We start from the raw sequence: 17,656 nt of genomic DNA on the forward strand, positions 1-17,656 counted from the left end.
CCGGTTGTCGTGACCGGAGGGTTATGGGGCGCCGGCGACCGCAAAACACCCTTGCGCGCAATCTATTTTTGTTTCCGAGTCGCCCGTCATCCCCGTCGGCGCAGCTCGGCGAGGTAGCTGCGCAGCAACGTCACCCGTCGCGGGCGGAAGCTGCTACCGGCCGGCTCCGCCCCCGCGATCCGGTCTGCCCGGAACATGCGGAACGCCTCGCGCAGGCAGCACCAGGCGAGCACCGTCATCTTGTCGTCGAGGTAGACGATGGAAAGCGGCAGGATCGTGCGGACGCTCGTCGCCCCGTCCTTGTCCGCGTACCGGATCGTCACCGCCTCCTCACGCCAGCACCCGGACCGGATCGCTGCCATGTCGACGGTCGCCGGATAGCGCGTCCCGAACCGGCGGACCTGCGAGACGGCGTGAAGCAGGTGCTGCTCGCGCCGGTCTGGCAGGGTCGCCGCGACCTTGGCCAGGACCGAGGCGGCGGCCTCCGCGAGCGCCGGGTCGCCCATGTGCCGGACCTCGCCGAGACCCAGGACCAGCGCCTCGATCTCGATCCGGTCGAAGGTCTGCGGCGGCAGCGCGACGTCCTCGACGAGGCGATAGCCGTAGCCGCGCTCGCCCTCGATCCCGGCTCCGGCGGTGCGCAGGCTGTCGATGTCGCGATAGATCGAGCGCAGCGACACGCCGGTCTCCTCGGCGAGCCGGGCCGCCGTGACCGGCGCCGGCAGGACGCGCATCGCGTGGAGCAATCGAAGCAGCCGGTCGGCTCGGGCCATCGTGCAACTGACGGAAACTGGCAGGTGGACCTGGCTAGACCATCCCCTGCCGACCCGCCAGCAGGAGCCCGCCATGATCACGCTCTATCATTCCCCCAACAGCCGCTCGACCCGCATCGTCGCCCTGGTCAAGGAGCTCGATGCCCTGGATCACGTACGCATCGAGCGGGTGACGATCCCGCGCACGGACGGATCGGGGGCTCGCGACCCGGCCAACCCGCATCCCGAGGGTAAGGTGCCGCTGCTCGACGACGACGGCACGCTGGTGCGCGAATCGAGCGCCATCGTGCAGCACCTCGCCGACCTGTTCCCGAAGGCGGGGCTCTCCATCCCCCACGGGCACAGGCAGCGCGGCGCCTACCTCGGATGGCTCGCCTGGTACGCCGGCGTCCTGGAGCCGGTGCTGATCGTCGAGGCTGCCGGACTGGACCATCCGTTCCTGAGGCAGACGTTCCGAGGCGGCGTGGAGGCCCGGGCGCGTCTGGCCTCGGCGCTCGGCGACAGCCCGTTCCTGCTAGGCGACCGTTTCACCGCGGCCGACCTGCTGCTGCACTCGCCCTTCGCGTGGTTCGGCAAGCCCGGCGTGCCGGCGATCGACGCCTGGGTCGACCGCTGCACCGCGCGCCCGGGCGCAGCCTTCGCGGCGGCCTTCGATGCGGCGCAGCCGGCGAGCTCACCCGTCCGTCGACGATCATGAAAAAGCCGCCGCGGTGCGAGCCCGCGGCGGCTTGACGATGCTTCGGTTCGGGGCGGCCCGAAGGCCGCCCGGCCCGTGGTTCAGGCCGCGAGCGAGCGCAGCACGTAGGGCAGGATGCCGCCGTTGCGGAAGTATTCCAGCTCGTCCAGCGTATCGATGCGGCAGGTCAGCGGCACCTCCTGCTTGGTGCCGTCGGCCGAGGTGATCTCGGCCGTCAGGGTCTGGCGCGGCTTCAGCTCGCCCGAGATGCCCTTGATCGTGATGGTCTCGTCGCCCTTGAGGCCGAACGAGGACCACGAGGTCTCGCCCTGGAACACCAGCGGCACGATACCCATCCCGACGAGGTTCGAGCGGTGGATGCGCTCGAAGCTCTCGGCCACGACGGCGCGGACACCGAGCAGCTTGGTGCCCTTGGCCGCCCAGTCGCGCGACGAGCCGGTGCCGTATTCCTTGCCGGCGAAGACCACGAGCGGCGTCCCCTCGGCGGCGTATTTCTGCGCCGCGTCGTAGATGTACATCCGCTCGCCCGACGGCTGGAACAGGGTCCAGCCGCCCTCGACCACCTGGCCGGCGGGATCGCGCACCATCTGGTTCTTGATGCGGATGTTGGCGAAGGTGCCGCGCATCATCACCTGGTGGTTGCCGCGCCGGGTCCCGTATTGGTTGAAGTCCTGCACCCGGACCTGATGCTCCTGCAGGTATTCGCCGGCGGGCGAGGCTGCGCGGATGTTGCCGGCCGGCGAGATGTGGTCGGTGGTGATCGAGTCGAGGAACAGGCCGAGGATGCGTGCGTCCTGGATGTCCTGGACCGGGGCCGGCTCCATGGTCATGCCCTCGAAGTAGGGCGGGTTCTGCACGTAGGTGGAGCCGCCGTTCCAGGCGAAGGTCTCGGCCTCGACGACCTCGACGCCCTGCCAGTTCGCGTCGCCGGTGAAGACGTCGGCGTAGCGCGACTTGAACAGCGCCGAGGTGATGTTCGCCTCGATGAACTGCGCCACCTCGGCCGTCGTCGGCCAGATGTCCTTGAGGTAGACCGGCTGACCGTCCGAGCCGACGCCGAGCGGCTCTGTGGTGATGTCGATCTGCATCGAGCCGGCGAGCGCGTAGGCGACGACGAGCGGCGGCGAGGCGAGGTAGTTCGCCCGCACGTCGGGGTTCACGCGGCCCTCGAAGTTGCGATTGCCCGAGAGCACGGCGGCGGCGACCACGTCGTTGTCGTTGATCGCCTTCGAGATCGCGGCCGGCAGCGGGCCGGAATTGCCGATGCAGGTGGTGCAGCCGAAGCCGACCAGGTTGAAGCCCAGCGCGTCGAGCGGCTGCTGCAGCCCGGCCTTCTCGAGGTACTCGGCGACGACCTGGCTACCGGGCGCCAGCGACGTCTTCACCCAGGGCTTCGAGCGCAGGCCCTTGGCGACGGCGTTGCGGGCGAGCAGCCCGGCGCCGATCATCACCGACGGGTTCGAGGTGTTGGTGCAGCTCGTGATCGCCGCGATCACGACGTCGCCGTGGCCGATGTCGTAGTTCGCGCCCTCGACCGGGTAGCGCTTGGCGATGTCGGCGGCCTTGCGGAACTCGGTCTCCATCGAGCCGGCGAAGCCGGGCTTGGCGGCGTCGAGCAGCACCCGGTCCTGCGGGCGCTTCGGGCCGGCGAGCGAGGGCCGCACGTCGCCCATGTCGAGGGCGAGGGTGTCGGTGAAGACCGGGTCCGGGGTGTCGGCGTCGCGCCACATCCCCTGCGCCTTGGCGTAGGCCTCGACCAGGGCGATGCGCTCGTCGGTGCGGCCGGTGACCGTCAGGAAGTCGATGGTCTTGCGGTCGATCGGGAAGAAGCCGCAGGTCGCGCCGTATTCCGGCGCCATGTTCGAGATGGTGGCGCGGTCGGCGACCGCCATCGCGTCGAGGCCGGGGCCGTAGAACTCCACGAACTTGCCGACCACGCCCTTCTTGCGCAGCATCTGCGTGACGGTGAGCACGAGGTCGGTGGCGGTGGTGCCCTCGGGCAGCTTGCCGGAGAGCTTGAAGCCCACGACCTCGGGGATCAGCATCGACAGCGGCTGGCCGAGCATCGCGGCTTCCGCCTCGATGCCGCCGACGCCCCAGCCGAGCACGGCCATGCCGTTGACCATGGTGGTGTGCGAATCGGTGCCGACGAGCGAGTCGGGATAGGCGACCTCAGCCCCGTCCACCGTCTTCGTCCAGACGGTCTGCGACAGGTATTCGAGGTTGACCTGGTGGCAGATGCCGGTGCCGGGCGGGACCACGGAGAAGTTGTCGAACGCCGACTGGCCCCACTTGAGGAAGGTGTAGCGCTCGCCGTTGCGCTCGTATTCCAGCGCGACGTTGTCCGACAGCGCCTTCGGCGTGCCGAACTCGTCGACGATTACCGAGTGGTCGATCACGAGGTCGACCGGCACCAGCGGGTTGATCTTCTGGGGGTCGCCGCCCAGCGCCACCATGGCGTCGCGCATGGCCGCCAGGTCGACCACCGCCGGCACGCCGGTGAAGTCCTGCATCAGAACGCGCGAGGGGCGGAAGGCGATCTCGGTCTCGGTCTTGCCGCGGTTGTCGACCCAGGCGACGGTCGCCTCGATGTCGCCCTTCTTGACCGAGCGGTCGTCCTCGTAGCGCAGCAGGTTCTCGAGGATCACCTTCATCGAGAACGGCAGGGCGGTGGAGTTGGCGAGGCCGTTCTTCTCGGCCTCGGGGATCGAGTAGTAGGTATAGGTCTTGCCCGCCGCGGTAAGCGTCTGACGGGACTTGAAGCTGTCGAGTGAAGCCACGGCTGGTCTGATCCTCGCTGGCGTTTGTCGAACACGCGCAGGCATAACCCGCGCCACGAAACCGGTGTTCGGCCTGACTGCGCTCGCAGGGAGCGCGCGCCGCCCCGGGGGTGCCCGGGCAGGAGGGTGCGCGAGGAGCGAATTGGACGCTCGAAGGTCGCGCGGCGCAGCCTGGGGACCGTATAGAACGATTCGAATCTGCCCGCTACCGTGTCGCGGGTGACAGTGCCGCGAGGCTGTCCGCCCCCGCGGCCTTCTCCGCCCGGCTCAGGCGGTGGCCTCCGGCGCCGGGCCGCCGAAGCAGCGCCGCACCGCCGCCCAGAACGCGGCCTGCTCGTCCCGGGTGCAGAGCGCGACCCGCGCCTCCACGATCGCGCGGCCGGCGACCGCATCGGGGTCTTGGGCCATCTCGGCTTCCGTCCGGGCTTGCGGATCGTTCACGCGAAGCTTCGCGGAGTGCGAGGGCTTGGTCATGGCGACATCCTCCGTGTCGGCGGTGCGTCCCGGCGTCCCAAGATCGCGAACGCCGCTTGCCCCGGGACGGGGGAGGTTGCGCGGCTCCGCCGCCTCGCGCAACCGGGCAAGACGGCGCGGGGGCCGCGGGCTTCATCGTGATCGCAGGACGCGGCAGGGCGAATGGACGGATGCGCGCCGCCATCGTAAGCCTTGCGCGCGCTGGAGACTGCCATGCTCGCCCTCGACTTGCCGCCGGAGATCGAACGCCGCCTCGACGCTCTGGCCAGACGCACCGGCCGCAGCGCGGACGACCACGTGCGCGAGGCGATCCAGGACCATCTCGACGAGATCGAGGACGTCGAGATCGCGGAGAGCCGGGTCGCAGCCCTGCAGCGCGGCGAGAGCCAGGCCGTTCCCCTGCGGGCGGTTATGGACCGATATGGCTTGGCGGATTGAGTTCGAACGGTCCGCGGAACGCGAACTCGACAAGCTCGACCGAGAGACCGCCACGCGGATTCTCCGCTTTCTTCAGGACCGCCTATCGCCCTCGAACGATCCGCGAAGCCTCGGTGAAGCGCTGAAGGGTTCGCGGCTGGGCGGCCTCTGGAAATATCGGGTCGGCGACTATCGGATCATTGCATCGATCGAGGACGAGACCGTTCGGATCGTCGTCGTGCGGATCGGCCACCGCCGGGCCGTCTACCGTTAGATCGAGACGTTTCACCTCCTGAACAGGCAACCTTCGTGCGGCTGACCGTTGACGCCCTCACTTGCCGCCGCTCGGGGCGAAGGATCTTCTCCGGGCTGTCCTTCGCGATCGGTCCGGGCGAAGCGATCACCGTCACCGGCCGCAACGGGGCGGGCAAGTCGAGCCTGCTCGCGATCCTGTCCGGGCGGCTGCGGCCGGATTCCGGGCGCCTCACCGTCCACGACATGGGCGAAGCGGCGCTTCCCGAATGCTTGCACGCGGTCGGGCATCGCGACGGGTTGAAGAGCAGCCTGACGGCGGCCGAGAACCTCGCCTTCGCCCAAAGCCTACTGGGGACGAAGTGGCTGAGCCCGCGGGCGGCGCTCGACCGGCTCGGCCTCGCCCACGCCCTGGACCTGCCGGTCGCCTACCTGTCCGCCGGGCAGCGGCGCCGGGTGGCGCTGGCCCGCCTCCTCGTCTGCGCGCGCCCGCTCTGGCTTCTCGACGAGCCGACGGCGGCCCTCGACACCGCGTCGCAGGGCGTGCTCGCCGGGCTGATGGCCGAACATCGGGCGGCGGGCGGCCTCGTCATCGCCGCCACCCACCAGGCCCTCGGCCTCGAAGACGCGCGCAACCTCCACATCGCGCAGGCCGCCCCGCGGGCGCCCGAGCCGGCGGCCGACGCGGAGGAGGTTTGGGCGTGATCCGCATCCTCGTCGCCCTCGTCGCCCGCGACCTGACGCTGGCCTCCCGCGTCGGCGGGTCGGGCATGCTGTCGCTGGTCTTCTTCCTGATGATCGTCGCGCTGGTGCCGTTCGCGCTTGGGCCCGACTTGAACCTGCTCTCGCGGATCGGGCCGGCGATCCTCTGGCTCTCGGCGGTGCTGGCGACGCTGATCGGACTCGACCGCCTGTTCCAGGCCGACGAGGAGGATGGCTCCCTCGACCTGATGACCGCGGCCCCGATTCCGCTCGAACTCGTGGTGCTGGCCAAGGTGATCGCGCACTGGCTCACCACCGGGCTGCCGCTGGCGCTGGCCTCGCCGCTGTTCGGGCTGCTGGTGGCCCTGGACGGCACCGCCATGGCCGCGACCGCGCTGACGCTGCTCGTGGGCACGCCGGCGCTCACCTTCGTGGGTGCGGTGGGCGCGGCCCTCACCGCCTCGATCCGCCGGGGCGGCCTGATCCTCGCCGTGCTGGTGCTGCCCCTGATGATCCCGACGCTGATCTTCGGCGTCTCGGCGGCGCAGTCGGCGCTCGGTGGCACCGTGCCCTTCGCGACCCCGCTGATGATCCTGACCGGCCTCAGCCTGATCGCGGCCCTGGTCGGGACCTTCGCCGCGGCGGCGGCCCTGCGCTGGTCGGAATGAGCCCGGGACGCTGAGGCAAGAGATCGGAACGGAGGTGCAATTTCCTTTGCGCCGCACTGCCTTATCAGACGTCCTGCAGGGGCGGCGCGAAGGGTTCGCCCGCCCTGTCAGATTCGATGGGGACGTACCGATGAAGACCCTGATGTCCGCGCTGCTCCTGGCGCTTCTCGCGACCGCACCCGCCGCCGCCGCCGGCGCCTTCGCCGTGGACACCGAAGAGGGCCAGAAGGCCGGCGACGAGGGCTACGGCATCGGCTGGGGCGATTCGCGCGAGGCCGCCGGCGCCGCCGCGATGCGGCAATGCGCCAAGATGGGCAACGACAACTGCAAGGTCGTGGCCCGCTTCGACAGCTGCGGCGCCTACGTCTCCAACCGCACCAGCTACGGCGTCGGCTGGGGCCGCACCGAGGCCGCCGCCAAGGAGATGGCCTTCGACAAGTGCCCGAACTGCAAGCTCGTCCTTTCCGAGTGCGAATGATCCGGGGCGCCTGAACGCCGACGGGCTTCCGGGTCCGCGACGCACGATCCTTCCGCGCTCGACCTTGCGCCGTGGCATCATCGCGCGATATGTACGTGTTCCTGTACAGAGCGGATGGTTGTCATGGCGCAAGTCGGCTTGACCGAGCTTCGGCGGAACTTCGCCGCGTATCTCGACCAGGTTGAGAACGACCGGTCGGAACTGGTCGTCACGCGGCAGAACCACGAGCCTCTCGTGATTCTGCCGCTCGCAGAACTCGATCAGCTGCGCGAGACGCTCCATCTCCTCGGCACGCCGGCCAACGCGAAGCGGCTTCTCGAAGCCGCCGCCCAGATCGAGGCCGGTGGCGGGTCCGAACACGATCTGATCGAGGGGTGAAGCTCCTCTGGGCCGACCACGCCTGGGAAGATTACCTGTTCTGGCAGGCATCCGACCCCGCAACCCTCAAGCGCATCAACGATTTGATCCGCGAGGTCCGGCGGACGCCGTTCACCGGCATCGGCAAACCCGAGCCGCTGCGCGGCAACCTGAGCGGATGGTGGTCTCGGCGGATCACCGGCTCCCACCGCCTCGTCTACCGGGTCGGCGGCCATGGTGAGACGCAGGCCGTCGAGATCCTGCAATGCCGGTGGCGCTACGCCTGAGCTCGGCGGCCTCCAGCTCGGCGTCCCCCTGCGCCAGACGTGCGCATTGCCGCTGCACCGCACCCCGCGCTAAGACATGGCGCATGTCGACGCCCCTCTGGACGCGCCTGTCCAACCCGAGCCACTTCATGCGCTGGTCCGGCACGCTGGTGCCGTGGCTCGCCGCGATCTCGACCGCGATCCTCGCGCTCGGGCTGTACCTGTCGTGGTTCGTCGCCCCGCCCGACTACCAGCAGGGCGAGACCGTGCGGATCATGTTCATCCACGTGCCTGCGGCCTGGCTCGGGGTGTTCTTCTACGGCTCGATGAGCCTGTCGGCGATCGGCACCCTGGTCTGGCGCCATCCGCTCGCCGACGTGGCGCAGCGCGCCGCAGCCCCGATCGGGGCGGCCTTCACCCTGATCTGCCTCGTCACCGGCTCGCTCTGGGGCAAGCCGATGTGGGGCACCTACTGGGTCTGGGACGCGCGGCTCACCTCGATGCTGATCCTGTTCCTGATCTATTGCGGCATCATTGCCCTGTGGCGGACGATGGAGGATCCGAACCGGGCCGCCCGCTCCGTCGCGATCCTGACGCTCGTCGGCGCGATCAACCTGCCGATCATCAAGTTCTCCGTGAACTGGTGGTCGACCCTGCACCAGCCGGCCTCGATCCTGCGCATGGGCGGCTCGACCATCGACCCGTCGATGCTCTACCCGCTGCTGGTGATGATCGGTGCCGCCACCCTCGGCGGCACCGCTCTGCACCTCTACGCGATGCGCACCGAGATCATGCGCCGCCGCGTACGGACGCTGACGATCCGCGAGGCGGAGCGCCTCGACGCCGGCTCGACCGTGACGGCCTCCGAGGCCGGTCGCGCCCTACCCCTCGGCCAGGCGGTCTGATCGCGGACGCGCCGTCCGCAAGGGAGATGCGGCTGATGACCAAGGCGAGCACGACGAAGGCGAGCACCTGCCTGTGGTTCGGCACCGACGCGGAGGCTGCGGTCCGCCTCTACGTCGACCTCGTTCCCGACTCGCGCATCGACCGCATTCAACGCGCACCAGGTGCGTGGCCGGGCGGGGCGGCCGGCGACGCGATCCTCGTCGCCTTCACCCTCGGCGGCCAGAGTTTTCAGGCGCTGAACGGCGGCACGCCGGCCGAGTACGGCATGGCGGCCTCGATCTCGGTCGCCTGCGCCGACCAGGCGGAGGTCGACCGGCTCTGGGCGGGCCTCACCGCCGACGGGGGCAGCGCCATCATGTGCGGCTGGCTTCGCGACCGCTGGGGCGTGCCCTGGCAGATCGTGCCGGAGGTGCTGCCGCGCCTCCTGGCCGACCCCAACCCCGCCGTCTCGGCCCGCGTCTTCGCGGCCATGCAGACCATGGTCAAGCTGGACGTCGCCGCCCTCGAGCGGGCGGCGCAGGCATGAGCGCGCTTCTGCACAAGCTCCTTCGGATTTTATAAACGCATGAGTCTCGACCTCGGCAGCCACGGCGGCTTCATTCTCGCCTCCTACGCCTTCACCGCGCTGGTGATGGCGGGCCTCGTCCTCAACGCGGTCCGCGACCGGCGCACGCAGCGGCGGGCGCTGTCCCAGCTCCAGGCGGAGGATCGCCGGTGAGCGTCGAGACCCCTCCGGAGCCGGTCCGCCGCTCGCTCCTCGTCGTCGTCCCGGTGCTGGCCTTCGCGGTGCTGGCGGCGGTGTTCTTCCTGCGCCTGCGCTCCGGCGCCGACCCAGCCGCCCTCCCCTCGGCGCTGATCGGCAAGCCGGTGCCGAGCTTCACCCTGCCGGCGGTGGCCGGCCTCACCGTCGACGGCAAGCCGGTGCCCGGCCTGTCGAGCGCCGACCTGAAGGGCGGCGTCACGGTGCTCAACGTCTGGGCCTCGTGGTGCGCGCCGTGCCAGGTCGAGCATCCGATGCTGATGCGCCTGGCGCGCGAGCCCGGCATCCGGCTCGTCGGGATCGACTACAAGGACGCCGCCGAGAACGGACGCCGGTTCCTGACGCGCAACGGCGTGCCGTTCCAGGCGGTGGGCCACGACGAGACCGGCCGCGTCGGCATCGATTTCGGTGTCTACGGCGTGCCCGAGACCTTCATCATCGGCCCGGACGGCGTGATCCGCGACAAGCTCGTCGGTATCGTCACCCCGGAAAATCTCGCCGAGGTGATCGCCAAGATCCGCGCGGCCGGCAAGGTAGCCGCGAAATAGGAAGGAAATTCTTCGTTGGCCCTGGCGGGCCGTCCGCCGCACCGGCAGCGGCGCGCGGTCGCGCTTGCCGCCGGCCGACGCCGTCGGGGCTGTCTCTGCGCGAGAACCTGCGCGCCGTTACACGTCGGACTTCTTGCGCTCGTAGCGGGTCAATAGCGGCGTCTGGGCGAGCGCGAACACGACGGTGAGCGGCATGATGCCGAACACCTTGAAGTTCACCCAGAAATCTTCGCTCTGCGTCCGCCACACCGCCTCGTTGAGCACGGCGAGCGCCAGGAAGAACAGCCCCCAGCGGAAGGTCAGCTTCCGCCAGCCCTCGTCGGTGAGCGAGAACACCGAGTCGAGCACCACCGAGAGCAGGGACTTGCCGAAGGCGAGGCCGCCGAGCAGCACCAGGCCGAACAGCGTGTTCACGATGGTGGGCTTCACCATGATGAAGGTCTTGTCCTGCAGGTAGAGCGTCAGCCCGCCGAAGACGACGACCACCACGCCCGACACCATCGGCATGATCGGCAGCCGGCGCACCAGGGCGAAGTGCACGGCGAGCGCCAGCACCGTCGCCACGATGAACACCCCGGTCGCCACGAACAGCTTCTGGTCGGGGGCTACGCCGAAGCGCTCGGCGTAGGCGTTGCCGAGGAAGAAGATCACCAGCGGCCCGAGTTCGAGCGCCAGCTTGGGGAGCGGCGCGAGGTGTCGGCGCGGGGGTACGGATTCGATCTGCATCATGCTGGCCAGGGAGCCGGAACGGGCCCATCGCGTCGATGCGTCTGTATCGATGACGACGGGTGCGGTCCACCGGGGCTGCCGGCACGGGCCGGATGCCGGCCGGCCCAGCGCCATCGTGTCCTCGCCCCCGTCAACGCGCCTCGGCGAAACGGCGGACGGTGGCCGGCACGCCCACTTCGAACGGGGTCGGCACGAAGCCGAAGCGGCGGGCGAACTTGCCGCCGTCGATCACGTAGGCACGATCCCAGGTGAATCCGACATCGGCCACCTCGCGCGCGAAGCGGTAGACCAGCCCGAGCGGCCGCAGCATCGCGAAGGGGACGGCCCACAGCCTGAGCCGCTTGCCGAGCACGCCGGCGCCCATCGTCAGCAGGGCGCGCGGGCTCCGCGTCGGCGCGCACGGAACGTTCCAGGCCTGCCCGAAATCCGCGTCGGGGGCGTCGAGCAGCACCAAAGCCGCCCGCGCGACGTCCGGGACGTAGGCGAAGTCGTGCGCCGTGTCGGCCGGCACGAGCAGTTGCGCTGGCCGGCCCTTCGCCAGCGCACCGAACGCGAAGGCGCCGAGATGGGAGTTGGCGACGCCGGGTCCGTAGAAATCGGAGCAGCGCAGGGCCGCCACCGGCACGCGGGCTCGCGCTCCCTGCCAGATCCGGGTGACCTCGGCCAGGATCGCCGGCTTCTCGCCGCCTGCGGTCAGCGGCATGTCCTCGGTGCGCGGCGCCGTCTGCGGCCCGAGTTGGTAGAGGTTGTCGATGAAGACCAGCCGCGCCCCCGCCTCGGCGCAGCCCTCGACCACGGCGTGCATCGTTCGCGGCCAGGCCGTCCGCCACACCCGCGCGTCGTAGGGGAAGCCGACCGCGAGTACCGCCTGCGCCGACCCGTCGAGCGCGCGCCGCACGTCGGCAGGATTCAGGACGTCGCAGACCTGATGCTCGACGCCGGCCTGGAGGTCCGCCGGGCGTGTGCGGGTTGCGACCCGCACGCGGTCTCCGCGTGCGGCCAGCCGCTCGGCGATCGGCCGCCCGACCGCGCCGTAGCCGAAGATCGTGATCCGCTGCGTCATCGTCCTGTCCCTCATCGCTGAAGGCAGGACGATGCACCTCGGCGGGCACATCGAAAATTGCCGAAGTCCGTGGTCCTGCTATACGCAAACGGATGAACCACAATCCCGATTGGGCGCTCTATCGCACTCTGCTCGCCGTGCTCGACGCTGGCTCGCTGTCGGCAGCCGCGCGTGCGCTCGGGACGACGCAACCGACCGTCGCCCGCCACGTGGATGCGCTGGAGTCGGCGCTGGGCGCCGACCTGTTCGTGCGGTCGCAGCGTGGGCTCGAACCGACCGAGCTTGCGGTGTCGCTGCGCCCGCACGCGCGAACCATGGCGACGACCGCCGCCGCGTTGCTGCGGGCCGCCAGCGGTGCCCAGGGCGACTTCGCCGGGACGGTGCGGATCACGGCGAGCGACGTCGTCGGCGTCGAGCACTTGCCGCCGATCCTGACCCGGCTCAGGCGGGCAAATCCTGCGCTGGCGATCGAGCTGGCGCTCTCGGACGTGGTCGGCGACCTGCTCGCGCGCGAGGCGGACATCGCGATCCGCATGGTCGAGCCGACCCAGGGGGCGTTGCTGGCGCGCCGCCTGCCGCCGGTGGATCTCGGGTTCCACGCCCACCGCGACTACCTGGACAGAGCCGGGACGCCGGCCACCATCGGCGACCTCTCAGCCCATGACGTGATCGGCTACGACACCGAGACCCCGGCGCTTCGGGCCATGGCCGCCCGGTTGCCGCCGCTCGACCGGCGCACGTTCGCTCTGAGGGCCGACAGCAACCTCGCCCAGGTCGCCGCGATCCGGTCAGGGTTCGGCATCGGCATCTGCCAGGTGGCGATCGCCCGGCGCGACCCGGCGCTGGTGCGCGTCCTGCCCGCGATCACCCTGACGCTGCCCCTCTGGATCGTGATGCACGAGGACCTGAAGACGAACGCCCGCTGCCGCGCGGTGTTCGATGCCTTGGTCGAAGGGCTCGACCTTTCGGAGGCAGCACCCGGCGCGACGGCGACCTGCTGACGACCCGCGACTGCACTGCAGGCCGTTCGGTCCGCGTCGGGCGTCAGCCCTTCTCCAGCCCCGCGATCGCCCGCGCGAAGTCGCGCGCCGCGAACGGCTCCAGGTCGTCGACGCCCTCGCCGACGCCGATGAAGTGCACCGGCAGGCCGAACTTGGCGGCCAGTGCGATCAGGATGCCGCCGCGGGCTGTGCCGTCGAGCTTGGTCATCACCAGCCCCGAGACCGGCGCGGCTTTCGAGAACAGCTCGACTTGGGACAGGGCGTTCTGGCCGACGGTGGCGTCGAGAACCAGCAGCGTCGCATGCGGCGCCTCGGGATCGCTCTTGCGCAGCACGCGGATGATCTTTTCCAGCTCCGCCATCAGCCCGGCCTTGTTCTGCAGCCGGCCGGCGGTGTCGATCAGGAGCACGTCGGTGCCCTCGGCCTTCGCACGCTTGAGGGCGTCGAAGGCGAGCCCCGCCGCGTCCGCACCCTGCGCCCCGCTCACCACCGGCGTGCCGGTGCGCTCGCCCCAGACCTTCAGCTGCTCGATCGCGGCGGCGCGGAAGGTGTCGCCCGCCGCCAGCATCACCGAGCGGCCCTCCGCCTTAAGGCTGAGCGACAGCTTGCCCAGCGTCGTGGTCTTGCCGGCGCCGTTCACGCCGATCATCAGGATCACGAACGGCTTCTTGGTGGGATCGACGACCAGGGGCTTGGCCACCGGCTCCAGCGCCCGCTCGACCTCGGTCGCCAGGATCGCCCGGACCTCGTCGGGGGAGATGCCCTTCTCGTAGCGGCCCTTGCCCACGGCCTCCGAGATCCGCGTCGCGGTCTCGACGCCGAAATCGGCCTGGATCAGCGCGTCCTCCAGGTCCTCCAGGGTGTTGGCGTCGAGCTTGCGCTTGGTAAACAGGCCGGTGACCCGGTCGGACAGGGCCGACGAGGTCCGCTTCATCCCCGAGGTCAGCCGGGTCCACCAGCCGCGCTTCTCCGACGCCGGCTCCGATGCCGTCTCGTCGTCGGCGAGGGCGTCGTGAGCGAGCGCGGCCGCGACGTCGACCGGTTGGATATCCGGCGCGCCGGCGCCGGCCTCAGGCCCCGCGTCGGGCGCGGTCACCGGCTCGCGGGCGACCGTCGTGGTGTCGGCAGGCTCGGCGCCGCGGGCCGGGTCGTCGCCGGCGGTACCGGAGGGGGGCGTCTCGGGCTCGCCGGCGATCGGCTGAAGGTCGGCGCCTTCGATCTCGTCGGGCACCGCGTTCCGGTCGGGGTCGACCGGCGACGGCTCGGCCGGCGGCAGCGGCACGTGCGCCACGTCGTCGGCAGCCGTGGCGAAGTCCGGCTGCCCTTCCGCCGGGGAGGCGGGCGAGTCCGGCGGCGGCTCGGGGGCTTCGGTCGCGCCCTTGCGCCCGAACAGGCGGCCGAACCAGCCCGGCTTCTCGTCTTGGCTCATGTCGTCCTTGCTCCCGCGCCCCGGCACCGTTAGCCGGGAGGCATGTCGTCGCCTGCCGCATTCTCGTCTGACATAGGCGCGCGCCTGCTCTACCGCGATGCCCTGGTCCTCGTCATCGACAAGCCCGCGGGTTTGCCGGTGCATCCGGGGCCGAAGGGCGGCGAGACCCTGACCGAACACCTCGACGCCCTGCGCTTCGGCCTGCCGCGGCGTCCGGAGGCCGCGCACCGGCTCGACCGCGACACCTCCGGCTGCCTGGCCCTCGGGCGCCATGCGCAGGCGCTGGCGCGCCTCAACAAGCTGTTCGCCAACGCGCAGGCGCGGAAGACCTACTGGGCGCTGGTCGAGGGCGCGCCCCCGGACGACGAGGGCCAGATCGACCTGCCGCTCGCCCGGCGGTCGAGCGATCCACGCTCGTGGTGGATGAAGGCCGACCCGGCCGGCGACCCGTCGACGACGCGCTGGCGCGTGCTCGGCCGGTCCGCGAGCCAGGCCTGGCTCGAGCTGATCCCGGTCACCGGCCGCACCCATCAGCTCCGGGTGCACTGCGCCGCATCGGGGTTCCCGATCGTCGGGGATTCAATCTACGGCACCGCGGCCCGCCACGGCGGCCCCGGCCTGCAACTGCATGCGCGCGGCCTCGCCCTGCCGCTCTACCCGAAGAAGCCGCCCGTGGTCGCCGAGGCGCCGGCACCCGAGCACATGCGGGACGGGCTGTCGGCCTGCGGCTGGGCCGGGTGACCCTCGGACCGGGGCGGCCACGCGCCGGTTCGCTTGCGATCAGGCGGCCAGCAGCGCGCGGCCGTCGTGCCCGGCGATCGTCACGTCGAGGATCGTGCCGGGCTCGGCGGCGATCCGCACCGGCGTGAACCCTTCGGTGCGGCCGACGCCGCCGCGCTCCGCCAGCACCCGGTGCGACCGGCCGACCTCGCCGTCGAGGTGGCGGAGAAGGGCCGCCTCGCCCGCCGCACGTAGGCGCGCGGCGCGGACGCGGACGACTTCGGGCGCAACCGGCGGCATCCGCGCGGCCGGCGTCCCCGGGCGGGGCGAGTACGGGAAGACGTGGAGATGCGTCAGCCCGCATTCCGCGACGAGGTCGAGGGAGCGGGCGAACTGGTCCTCGGTCTCGGTCGGGAAGCCGGCGATGAGGTCGGCGCCGAACACCGCGTCCGGCCGCAGGCGCCGCACCGCGTCGCAGAAGCGGATCGCGTCGGCGCGCCCATGCCGGCGCTTCATCCGCTTGAGCACGAGGTCGTCGCCGGCCTGGAGCGACAGGTGCAGGTGCGGCATCAGCCGGGGCTCGTCGCCGATCGCCCGCATCAGGGCGTCGTCGGCCTCGATCGAATCGATCGAGGACAGGCGCAGGCGCGCCAGCTCCGGCACCGCGGCGAGGATCGCCAGGACCAGCGTGCCGAGGCTCTCGCCAGCGCCCGAGAAGTCGCGGCCGTAGGCGGTGAGGTCGACGCCGGTCAGCACGACCTCGCGCCCACCGTGGGCGACGATGCGCCGGACCTGCGCGATCGCCGCGTCGGGCGCCACCGAGCGCGAATGCCCGCGCCCGAACGGGATGACGCAGAAGGTGCAGCGGTGGTCGCAGCCGTTCTGCACAGGCACGAAGGCGCGGGTGTGCCCGGCCACGCCCGCGATCCGCGTCGGCTCGGCGTGCCGGGCGGCGAACACGTCGCCGACCGCGTCGCGCGCACCGTTCGCGTCCGGCCGCCAGGCCGCGGGCGAGAGCTTGTCGCCGTTGCCGACCAGCCGGGCGACCTCGGGCATCGCGGCGTAGGCGGCGGTCTCGATCTGCGCGCCGCAGCCGGTGACGACGATCTCGGCGTCGGGCCGCTCGCGGTGCAGGCGGCGGATCGCCTTGCGCGCCTGCCGCCCGGCTTCCGTGGTGACGGCGCAAGTGTTGACCACGACGCGGTCGCGCCCGCGCGCGGTCGGCTCCGCGAGGCCGCGCATCACCTCGGCCTCGACCGTGTTCAGCCGGCAGCCGAAGGTCAGCGTCTCGACCGCCATCAGGCGGCGTCCTGGGCGAACAGGGCGGGCGCGAACCGGCCTTCGGCGACGAGGAAGACCGGGCCGGTCATCAGCACGTGGTCGTCGGCGCGCCACTCCACGAACAGGTCGCCGCCGGGCAGGCTCACGGTGGCCTGCCGGCCGACCATCCTGAGGCGCGAGGCGGCGACGACGGCGGCGCAGGCGGCGGTGCCGCAGGCCAGCGTCAAGCCGGCGCCGCGCTCCCAGACCCGGAGCTTGATCGCCTCCCGCCCCCGGACCTGCGCCACCGAGATGTTGGCGCGCTCGGGGAAGATCGGGTGGTTCTCCAGCATCGGGCCGATCTGCCCGAGGTCGAACGTGTCGGGATCGCGATCGGTGAAGAAGACCGCGTGTGGGTTGCCCATGTTCACCGCGCCCGGCGAATGCAGGATGGGGTCGTCGATCGGCCCGATCTGCAGCTCGATCCGCCGCGTGTCCGGGAACGGATCGCGCAGCGGGATCTCGTTCCAGGCGAGGCGCGGGCGGCCCATGTCGACGGTGAAGGAGCGTTCGGCGACGCGCTTGACCTCGACGCGGCCGGCGACCGTCTCCAGCACCAGCCGCCCGGTCTCGACGGGCCGCGCCATGGCCGGGTCGTCGAGCATCGCGTAGGCGACGCAGCGGGTGCCGTTGCCGCAGGCGCCCGATTCCGAGCCGTCGGTGTTGTAGATCCGCATGAACGCGTCGGCGCCGCGGCTCGCGGAATCGTGCAGCACCATCAGCTGGTCGAAGCTCGAGGCCGGATCGGCGGCGATGGCGCGTGCCTCCTCGGGGGCGACGCGGATGTCGGTGCCGCGCAGGTCCAGCACCACGATCGCGTTGCCGGCGCCGTGCATCTTCAGGAAGCGTCTGTGGGCGAGTGCGCTCATGCGGCCATGGTGGTTCGAACCGCGTCGTCGCGGGGGTGGGGGCCGGGCGTCGTCCGAGAGCCCGTCGGAGCACCGTATATGGCAAGGCCGGCCTCCGGCGCGAGGGGCGTGGCAGATCCGCCGCGTCCGCGCGCCGTGCGATCGGAACGCGCGTCCATGGCCTCGCGAAGGACGGTGTTCGTCACTACCTTCGGGCGAGACGGGACCGTGCCGATTCGGTTCGCGGCGGCCTCGGCCGTAGCCTCGACGCCCTTGTCTCCTTTTCCTTTGCCTCCACTGCCCTCGCCTCCACTGCCTTCCCCGGAGCGCCGCCTTGACCCGCCCTCGCCTCACGCTCGTCGCCGGCCTCCTCGCCGCCTCCGCCGCCGCCTGCGGGAGCCTGCCCGCCCTGGCGCAGCAGCCCCCGCCGCCGGCCTCGACGGCGCCCTCCCCCGCGGTCACTGATCC

At 71.2% G+C, this 17,656-nt stretch carries 22 protein-coding genes; 14 read left to right on the forward strand and 8 right to left on the reverse strand.

Features of this window, described 5'->3' with window-relative positions:
• Nucleotides 1–86: 86 nt before the first annotated feature.
• Entirely contained in the window at nt 87–773 is a 687-nt protein-coding gene (locus FV226_RS10400) for a YafY family protein (RefSeq protein WP_147762840.1), read from the reverse strand.
• Nucleotides 774–846: 73 nt separating this feature from the next.
• Here FV226_RS10400 and FV226_RS10405 point away from each other — a divergent pair, with 73 nt between their 5' ends.
• Nucleotides 847–1,470, forward strand: a complete 624-nt coding sequence (locus FV226_RS10405) for a glutathione S-transferase family protein (protein WP_147762841.1) — start codon at nt 847–849, stop codon at nt 1,468–1,470.
• A gap of 80 nt (nt 1,471–1,550) precedes the next feature.
• Here FV226_RS10405 and acnA read toward each other — a convergent pair whose 3' ends face one another.
• Both acnA and FV226_RS10415 read right to left on the reverse strand, forming a co-directional pair.
• On the reverse strand, nt 1,551–4,250 hold the full coding sequence (acnA, locus tag FV226_RS10410; RefSeq protein ID WP_147762842.1) for an aconitate hydratase AcnA: 2,700 nt from the start codon (nt 4,248–4,250) through the stop codon (nt 1,551–1,553).
• Between the two features lie 267 nt (nt 4,251–4,517).
• Nucleotides 4,518–4,724 carry a hypothetical protein gene (locus FV226_RS10415; RefSeq protein ID WP_147751427.1) on the reverse strand — a complete coding sequence of 69 codons (207 nt, stop codon included), beginning with the start codon at nt 4,722–4,724 and terminating at the stop codon, nt 4,518–4,520.
• Nucleotides 4,725–4,937: 213 nt separating this feature from the next.
• Here FV226_RS10415 and FV226_RS10420 point away from each other — a divergent pair, with 213 nt between their 5' ends.
• From FV226_RS10420 to FV226_RS10470, 11 genes are all read left to right on the forward strand, one after another.
• Nucleotides 4,938–5,162, forward strand: a complete 225-nt coding sequence (locus tag FV226_RS10420) for a ribbon-helix-helix protein, CopG family (RefSeq protein WP_147751426.1) — start codon at nt 4,938–4,940, stop codon at nt 5,160–5,162.
• Nucleotides 5,146–5,415, forward strand: a complete 270-nt coding sequence (locus FV226_RS10425) for a type II toxin-antitoxin system RelE/ParE family toxin (RefSeq protein ID WP_147762843.1) — start codon at nt 5,146–5,148, stop codon at nt 5,413–5,415. Before FV226_RS10420 ends, FV226_RS10425 begins: the two co-directional genes overlap by 17 nt.
• A gap of 35 nt (nt 5,416–5,450) precedes the next feature.
• The gene (gene ccmA, locus FV226_RS10430; protein ID WP_147762844.1) at nt 5,451–6,098 is read left to right on the forward strand and encodes a heme ABC exporter ATP-binding protein CcmA; all 648 of its coding nucleotides are present in this window, start codon (nt 5,451–5,453) and stop codon (nt 6,096–6,098) included.
• A complete protein-coding gene (ccmB, locus tag FV226_RS10435; protein ID WP_147762845.1) occupies nt 6,095–6,763 on the forward strand; it encodes a heme exporter protein CcmB in 669 nt (222 codons plus the stop codon). The genes ccmA and ccmB overlap by 4 nt, the downstream gene beginning before the upstream one ends.
• A 130-nt stretch (nt 6,764–6,893) precedes the next feature.
• Nucleotides 6,894–7,241 (forward strand): DUF4189 domain-containing protein, encoded by a 348-nt coding sequence (locus tag FV226_RS10440; protein WP_147762846.1) that lies wholly within the window; start codon nt 6,894–6,896, stop codon nt 7,239–7,241.
• 123 nt (nt 7,242–7,364) lie between these two features.
• A complete protein-coding gene (locus tag FV226_RS10445; RefSeq protein WP_147762847.1) occupies nt 7,365–7,619 on the forward strand; it encodes a type II toxin-antitoxin system prevent-host-death family antitoxin in 255 nt (84 codons plus the stop codon).
• Nucleotides 7,616–7,885 carry a Txe/YoeB family addiction module toxin gene (locus FV226_RS10450; RefSeq protein ID WP_147751420.1) on the forward strand — a complete coding sequence of 90 codons (270 nt, stop codon included), beginning with the start codon at nt 7,616–7,618 and terminating at the stop codon, nt 7,883–7,885. The genes FV226_RS10445 and FV226_RS10450 overlap by 4 nt, the downstream gene beginning before the upstream one ends.
• Before the next feature lie 83 nt (nt 7,886–7,968).
• A complete protein-coding gene (locus FV226_RS10455) occupies nt 7,969–8,769 on the forward strand; it encodes a heme ABC transporter permease (RefSeq protein ID WP_147762848.1) in 801 nt (266 codons plus the stop codon).
• A gap of 35 nt (nt 8,770–8,804) precedes the next feature.
• On the forward strand, nt 8,805–9,296 hold the full coding sequence (locus FV226_RS10460) for a VOC family protein (protein ID WP_147762849.1): 492 nt from the start codon (nt 8,805–8,807) through the stop codon (nt 9,294–9,296).
• Nucleotides 9,297–9,335: 39 nt separating this feature from the next.
• Entirely contained in the window at nt 9,336–9,488 is a 153-nt protein-coding gene (gene ccmD / locus FV226_RS10465) for a heme exporter protein CcmD (RefSeq protein WP_147762850.1), read from the forward strand.
• Nucleotides 9,485–10,078, forward strand: a complete 594-nt coding sequence (locus FV226_RS10470; protein ID WP_147762851.1) for a DsbE family thiol:disulfide interchange protein — start codon at nt 9,485–9,487, stop codon at nt 10,076–10,078. The genes ccmD and FV226_RS10470 overlap by 4 nt, the downstream gene beginning before the upstream one ends.
• A 117-nt stretch (nt 10,079–10,195) precedes the next feature.
• On the opposite strand, the gene FV226_RS10475 is transcribed toward FV226_RS10470, so the two are convergent.
• Together FV226_RS10475 and FV226_RS10480 are read right to left on the reverse strand one after the other, a co-directional pair.
• On the reverse strand, nt 10,196–10,804 hold the full coding sequence (locus tag FV226_RS10475) for a septation protein A (protein ID WP_147751453.1): 609 nt from the start codon (nt 10,802–10,804) through the stop codon (nt 10,196–10,198).
• 133 nt (nt 10,805–10,937) lie between these two features.
• Entirely contained in the window at nt 10,938–11,870 is a 933-nt protein-coding gene (locus FV226_RS10480) for an NAD-dependent epimerase/dehydratase family protein (protein WP_147762852.1), read from the reverse strand.
• Between the two features lie 92 nt (nt 11,871–11,962).
• Here FV226_RS10480 and FV226_RS10485 point away from each other — a divergent pair, with 92 nt between their 5' ends.
• Nucleotides 11,963–12,871 carry a LysR family transcriptional regulator gene (locus FV226_RS10485; protein WP_147762853.1) on the forward strand — a complete coding sequence of 303 codons (909 nt, stop codon included), beginning with the start codon at nt 11,963–11,965 and terminating at the stop codon, nt 12,869–12,871.
• A gap of 43 nt (nt 12,872–12,914) precedes the next feature.
• Here FV226_RS10485 and ftsY read toward each other — a convergent pair whose 3' ends face one another.
• Entirely contained in the window at nt 12,915–14,300 is a 1,386-nt protein-coding gene (gene ftsY, locus FV226_RS10490) for a signal recognition particle-docking protein FtsY (protein WP_147762854.1), read from the reverse strand.
• A gap of 42 nt (nt 14,301–14,342) precedes the next feature.
• Here ftsY and FV226_RS10495 point away from each other — a divergent pair, with 42 nt between their 5' ends.
• The gene (locus FV226_RS10495; RefSeq protein WP_147751412.1) at nt 14,343–15,041 is read left to right on the forward strand and encodes an RluA family pseudouridine synthase; all 699 of its coding nucleotides are present in this window, start codon (nt 14,343–14,345) and stop codon (nt 15,039–15,041) included.
• A gap of 39 nt (nt 15,042–15,080) precedes the next feature.
• Here the strand turns inward: FV226_RS10495 and mtaB are convergent, their stop codons facing one another.
• The gene (gene mtaB, locus FV226_RS10500) at nt 15,081–16,319 is read right to left on the reverse strand and encodes a tRNA (N(6)-L-threonylcarbamoyladenosine(37)-C(2))-methylthiotransferase MtaB (protein ID WP_147762855.1); all 1,239 of its coding nucleotides are present in this window, start codon (nt 16,317–16,319) and stop codon (nt 15,081–15,083) included.
• Nucleotides 16,319–17,209, reverse strand: a complete 891-nt coding sequence (gene dapF / locus FV226_RS10505; RefSeq protein WP_147762856.1) for a diaminopimelate epimerase — start codon at nt 17,207–17,209, stop codon at nt 16,319–16,321. The genes mtaB and dapF overlap by 1 nt, the downstream gene beginning before the upstream one ends.
• Nucleotides 17,210–17,656: the final 447 nt, after the last annotated feature.

The sequence above is a fragment of the Methylobacterium sp. WL12 genome, from assembly GCF_008039475.1.
Classification (GTDB): Bacteria; Pseudomonadota; Alphaproteobacteria; order Rhizobiales; family Beijerinckiaceae; genus Methylobacterium; species Methylobacterium cerastii.